This is a genomic window from Micromonospora sp. WMMA1363 (genome assembly GCF_030345795.1).
Taxonomy (GTDB): domain Bacteria; phylum Actinomycetota; class Actinomycetes; order Mycobacteriales; family Micromonosporaceae; genus Micromonospora.
This window is the reverse complement of record NZ_JAUALB010000020.1, coordinates 1-5565: the sequence shown is the minus strand read 5'-3', so window position 1 is coordinate 5565 and position 5565 is coordinate 1. Positions and strand designations below refer to the sequence as shown.

Here is a 5565-nt window from a genome sequence, read left to right as displayed (position 1 = left end):
GCGAGGACACGTCGGGACTCGGGACCGTCCAGGGCGGTCAGCTCGAGGATGACCATCTGGTAGAGCCGTGCCGCGCGGGACCAACTGCCGACCCGGTGCAGCACCGCGGCGAGAGCGGCGGCGGCGGCCACGGTGCGCTCGTCGGAGCGGCCGTGCAGCGGGTGGTGGCCGCGTACGCGTAGGCGGCCCAGCCCGGGCGGCCTGCGGGTCGCCGAGCGCCACCAGCACCCTGGCCTGCAGGCTCGCCGCCTCGGCCAGCTCCGGGGTGGCATTGGCGGGGCGTGGATCGACGTCGGTAAGCGCGTCGGCGAGCAGCCGCCGGGCGCCGGCGAGGTCGCCGGTGGACACCAGGTGGTGCGCATGGTCAGCGAGGTCACCGAAGCCGGAGGGCACGCCCCATCGTGCTCATCCGACAACGGTATGTACAAGTCCCGCGCCGGTCAGGTTTCCTGGAGATGGTCCACCTGGGCTCGCCGATCAGGCGCAGCCGCGGTCCGTCTGTCACCAACCCGAACTTCCGGTCGACGGAGTGGGGTAGAAAGCGGGTGTGGTTGACGCGGTGTTGCGGGAGATGCTGGTCCGGTACGCCGAGGTGTGGTTGCCTCGGGTGTTGGGGCGAGGACGGCGGGGTGTGATCGCGCTCGCCTACGGAGACGGGCCATCCGCGTCCGTCTTTCCCCCGTCCCCGGCTTCGACCCCGGCCCCGACCCCGACCCCGACCCCGGCCGCAGCCGCGGCGGCTGCGGCGGCTGCGGCTGAGGCGGTGCTGGGAGTGGTGGCCGAGCATGCCGACCGGTTGCGCGGGCGGCAGCTGAGCCTGCTTGTGCTCGTCGACGGCACCGAGGAACTGCCGGCCCGGCTCGGTGCCGTCGAGGCGACGCTGCCGCCCGAGGTCGCCGTCCACCTGGTGCCCGGCGGTCCCGCCCGGCTGCCCGTCGCGCTGAAAGCGGTCGGGGCCGCCCGGGCGCCGCTGCTGGCGTACGTGGACGGTTCGGGTGCGGCGGACCCTGCGGTACTTGCGGCCACCGTGTCCGGGCACCCCGCCGAGGTGCTCCTCGTCACCGACGCCGCCGTCCACACCGGGCCGAACGCGTCGCCCCGACCCGCGCGCGACGCGGCGGTGCCGCCCCCGCCCACGGGCGGTGCGGGCGCGTCCCTGCGGGCGGTACTCACCGGCGCGGGGTTCCCGCTGGTGGCCGAGGTCGACCTCGTCCCGACCGACGGGTCGCCGGCCCGTCGGCTGGCCTTCGGCACCGGGTACGACCGGAGCCTCGAGGCGTTCAAGGACCTGCTCTGGGCGGTCGACGAGCACGCCGGGGCGCGCTACCGCGACCCGGCCGACCCGGCCGGCCGGCTGCTGGACATCGCGCTCGACCCCGAGCCCGGACCGCTACGCCGAGAACTGCTCGCCGAGCTCGTCCGCTCCGGTTCGCGTACGGTGACCGAGCTGCGCCGGCACGCACTGACCGCGACCGTGTACCGCTCCGCCGACGTGCCACGGGCGTTGACCGGTCTGCTGCAGGCCGGCGCGGTCAGCCGTGACCCCGAGCACGGCCGCCTCGGCGGGGACGTGGTCATCGCGGCGGCGTCGCCAGGACCGGCGTAGGACCGCTGTCCTCCCACGACCACTTCAACCGCGGCCGGTTCTCTTCAACCGGGCTCGACTCAACCAGGCCGGACGCGGCGTCCGGTCAGGCTCACCGTGCCGGATCGAGCCGGCGTTGGTTCAACGCCGTCCGGACCGCGCAGTTGCCGCCCGACATCTGTACTAGGCCATCATGCCCGGGGCCGGTTCGTCGGCGACGTCGGCGGGTGGGCGTGGCCGGACGACCCGTGCCGCGGGTGGGCGGTGGGCGGGTGCGTCCGCGGGTCCGTCGGTGGGCCGACCGGGGAGGGGCTGCTCCCGGGCGGCACGGAAGGCCCCCGGACTCATGCCGACCTCGCGGGCGAAGAACCGCCCGAAGTTGGTCGGCTCGGAGAAGCCGAGCCGGCGGCCGATCGCGGCGACCGGCTCGTCGGTCGCCGCGAGCAGCCGCCGGGCCTGCAGGGCCACCGGTCGTCGACGACCTGCTTGGCGCTGCGTCCGGTGACTGCCAGACATGCCGGGTCAGGGTCCGCACCGAGCAGTCCAGGTTGGCGGCGTAGTCCTCCACTCGGCGGGTGTGTCGGTAGCCGCGCTCGACCTCTAGGCAGAGCCGCTGGAAGGTCACCGTCTCGGCGCGCGGCACGGATGTGGCGGCATCGGGCAGCAGGGAAACCCGCAGCAGCAGCACGGCCAGCTGATGACGGAGCAGGCGGCGGCGCGGGCCACCCCGCGTTGCCGTTCGCAGTCCACCGCGAGTTGGCTGATCTCGGCGCTGAACACGTCCTCGTCCGCGCCGGCCAGTTGTCGCCAGGCCGGGACGGCGGCCGGGTCGACGTCGAACCCGCGCAGCGCCTCCGGCGCCCAACGCACCACGGTCGCGTTCAGCTCGGAAACCGAACACCGGAGCACCTGGCCGGTCCGGGCCCGCAGCAGTGTGCGGGCCGGCACGGCTGGGCGGCGAAGTCCAGCTCCAGGCCCCCGTGCCCGTCGGTGACCAGGACGAGCAGGTCCCGGTCCAGCAGCGCCGGACGCCGCCACTCAGGATCAGGTACGAGGTCATCCAGAGCGAGTGTCTCGATCTCGGCGGCGCGCAGATCGGACCGGCGGAGGGCTGACCAGGAGGAACCATCACCTGCGACGGTAGCCCGCGGCGACGACTGCCGCACCCCGGGCACGCGCCGCGCCCTCGCGCGGATGATCCGGGCACATATGTGCCCGGATCATCCGCGCGAGCGCGGCGCGTGGCCCGGGGTGCGGCAGTCGTCGCCGCGGGCTACCGTCGCAGGTGATGGTTCCTCCTGGTCAGCCCTCCGCCGGTCCGATCTGCGCGCCGCCCGAGATCGAGACACTCGCTCTGGATGACCTCGTACCTGATCCTGAGTGGCGGCGTCCGGCGCTGCTGGACCGGGACCTGCTCGTCCTGGTCACCGACGGGCACGGGGGCCTGGAGCTGGACTTCGCCGCCCAGCCGTGCCGGCCCGGCACACTGCTGCGGGCCCGGACCGGCCAGGTGCTCCGGTGTTCGGTTTCCGAGCTGAACGCGACCGTGGTGCGTTGGGCGCCGGAGGCGCTGCGCGGGTTCGACGTCGACCCGGCCGCCGTCCCGGCCTGGCGACAACTGGCCGGCGCGGACGAGGACGTGTTCAGCGCCGAGATCAGCCAACTCGCGGTGGACTGCGAACGGCAACGCGGGGTGGCCCGCGCCGCCGGCCTGCTCCGTCATCAGCTGGCCGTGCTGCTGCTGCGGGTTTCCCTGCTGCCCGATGCCGCCACATCCGTGCCGCGCGCCGAGACGGTGACCTTCCAGCGGCTCTGCCTAGAGGTCGAGCGCGGCTACCGACACACCCGCCGAGTGGAGGACTACGCCGCCAACCTGGACTGCTCGGTGCGGACCCTGACCCGGGCATGTCTGGCAGTCACCGGACGCAGCGCCAAGCAGGTCGTCGACGACCGGGTGGCCCTGCAGGCCCGGCGGCTGCTCGCGGCGACCGACGAGCCGGTCGCCGCGATCGGCCGCCGGCTCGGCTTCTCCGAGCCGACCAACTTCGGGCGGTTCTTCGCCCGCGAGGTCGGCATGAGTCCGGGGGCCTTCCGTGCCGCCCGGGAGCAGCCCCTCCCCGGTCGGCCCACCGACGGACCCGCGGACGCACCCGCCCACCGCCCACCCGCGGCACGGGTCGTCCGGCCACGCCCACCCGCCGACGTCGCCGACGAACCGGCCCCGGGCATGATGGCCTAGTACAGATGTCGGGCGGCAACTGCGCGGTCCGGACGGCGTTGAACCAACGCCGGCTCGATCCGGCACGGTGAGCCTGACCGGACGCCGCGTCCGGCCTGGTTGAGTCGAGCCCGGTTGAAGAGAACCGGCCGCGGTTGAAGTGGTCGTGGGAGGACAGCGGTCCTACGCCGGTCCTGGCGACGCCGCCGCGATGACCACGTCCCCGCCGAGGCGGCCGTGCTCGGGGTCACGGCTGACCGCGCCGGCCTGCAGCAGACCGGTCAACGCCCGTGGCACGTCGGCGGAGCGGTACACGGTCGCGGTCAGTGCGTGCCGGCGCAGCTCGGTCACCGTACGCGAACCGGAGCGGACGAGCTCGGCGAGCAGTTCTCGGCGTAGCGGTCCGGGCTCGGGGGTCGAGCGCGATGTCCAGCAGCCGGCCGGCCGGGTCGGCCGGGTCGCGGTAGCGCGCCCGGCGTGCTCGTCGACCGCCCAGAGCAGGTCCTTGAACGCCTCGAGGCTCCGGTCGTACCCGGTTGCCGAAGGCCAGCCGACGGGCCGGCGACCCGTCGGTCGGGACGAGGTCGACCTCGGCCACCAGCGGGAACCCCGCGCCGGTGAGTACCGCCCGCAGGGACGCGCCCGCACCGCCCGTGGGCGGGGGCGGCACCGCCGCGTCGCGCGCGGGTCGGGGCGACGCGTTCGGCCCGGTGTGGACGGCGGCGTCGGTGACGAGGAGCACCTCGGCGGGGTGCCCGGACACGGTGGCCGCAAGTACCGCAGGGTCCGCCGCACCCGAACCGTCCACGTACGCCAGCAGCGGCGCCCGGGCGGCCCCGACCGCTTTCAGCGCGACGGGCAGCCGGGCGGGACCGCCGGGCACCAGGTGGACGGCGACCTCGGGCGGCAGCGTCGCCTCGACGGCACCGAGCCGGGCCGGCAGTTCCTCGGTGCCGTCGACGAGCACAAGCAGGCTCAGCTGCCGCCCGCGCAACCGGTCGGCATGCTCGGCCACCACTCCCAGCACCGCCTCAGCCGCAGCCGCCGCAGCCGCCGCGGCTGCGGCCGGGGTCGGGGTCGGGGTCGGGGCCGGGGTCGAAGCCGGGGACGGGGGAAAGACGGACGCGGATGGCCCGTCTCCGTAGGCGAGCGCGATCACACCCCGCCGTCCTCGCCCCAACACCCGAGGCAACCACACCTCGGCGTACCGGACCAGCATCTCCCGCAACACCGCGTCAACCACACCCGCTTTCTACCCCACTCCGTCGACCGGAAGTTCGGGTTGGTGACAGACGGACCGCGGCTGCGCCTGATCGGCGAGCCAGGTGGACCATCTCCAGGAAACCTGACCGGCGCGGGACTTGTACATACCGTTGTCGGATGAGCACGATGGGGCGTGCCCTCGGCTTCGGTGACCTCGCTGACCATGCGCACCACCTGGTGTCCACCGGCGACCTCGCCGGCGCCCGGCGGCTGCTCGCCGACGCGCTTACCGACGTCGATCCACGCCCCGCCAATGCCACCCCGGAGCTGGCCGAGGCGGCGAGCCTGCAGGCCAGGGTGCTGTGGCGCTCGGCGACCCGCAGGCCGCCCGGGGCTGGGCCGCCTACGCGTACGCGGCCACCACCCGGCTGCACGGCCGCTCCGACGAGCGCACCGTGGCCGCCGCCGCCGCTCTCGCCGCGGTGCTGCACCCGGTCGGCAGTTGGTCCCGCGCGGCACGGCTCTACCAGATGGTCATCCTCGAGCTGACCGCCCTGGA

General features: G+C 74.6%; 2 protein-coding genes and 4 pseudogenes. 3 read left to right on the top strand and 3 right to left on the bottom strand.

Annotated features, from left to right (window positions below; genetic code table 11):
• Positions 1–393: pseudogene (locus QTQ03_RS30130) on the bottom strand (tetratricopeptide repeat protein); the annotation flags it as partial.
• Positions 394–571: 178 nt separating this feature from the next.
• On the opposite strand from QTQ03_RS30130, the gene QTQ03_RS30125 reads away from it, so the two are divergent.
• Entirely contained in the window at positions 572–1606 is a 1035-nt protein-coding gene (locus tag QTQ03_RS30125; protein ID WP_289280619.1) for a hypothetical protein, read from the top strand.
• A gap of 162 nt (positions 1607–1768) precedes the next feature.
• Here QTQ03_RS30125 and QTQ03_RS30120 read toward each other — a convergent pair.
• A pseudogene (locus QTQ03_RS30120) lies at positions 1769–2679 on the bottom strand (helix-turn-helix transcriptional regulator).
• A 194-nt stretch (positions 2680–2873) separates the two neighbouring features.
• Here QTQ03_RS30120 and QTQ03_RS30115 point away from each other — a divergent pair.
• Positions 2874–3824, top strand: coding sequence for a helix-turn-helix transcriptional regulator (locus tag QTQ03_RS30115; protein ID WP_289276270.1), 951 nt, complete (start codon positions 2874–2876; stop codon positions 3822–3824).
• Positions 3825–3986: 162 nt separating this feature from the next.
• On the opposite strand, the pseudogene QTQ03_RS30110 reads toward QTQ03_RS30115, so the two are convergent.
• Positions 3987–5022: pseudogene (locus QTQ03_RS30110) on the bottom strand (hypothetical protein).
• Positions 5023–5192: 170 nt separating this feature from the next.
• Here QTQ03_RS30110 and QTQ03_RS30105 point away from each other — a divergent pair.
• A pseudogene (locus QTQ03_RS30105) lies at positions 5193–5565 on the top strand (tetratricopeptide repeat protein); the annotation flags it as partial.

Bases quoted from the DNA above. Each gene is read 5' to 3' on its own strand.
- QTQ03_RS30125 (WP_289280619.1), top strand. From the start codon at position 572: ATGCTGGTCCGGTACGCCGAGGTGTGGTTGCCTCGGGTGTTGGGGCGA.
- QTQ03_RS30115 (WP_289276270.1), top strand. From the start codon at position 2,874: ATGGTTCCTCCTGGTCAGCCCTCCGCCGGTCCGATCTGCGCGCCGCCC.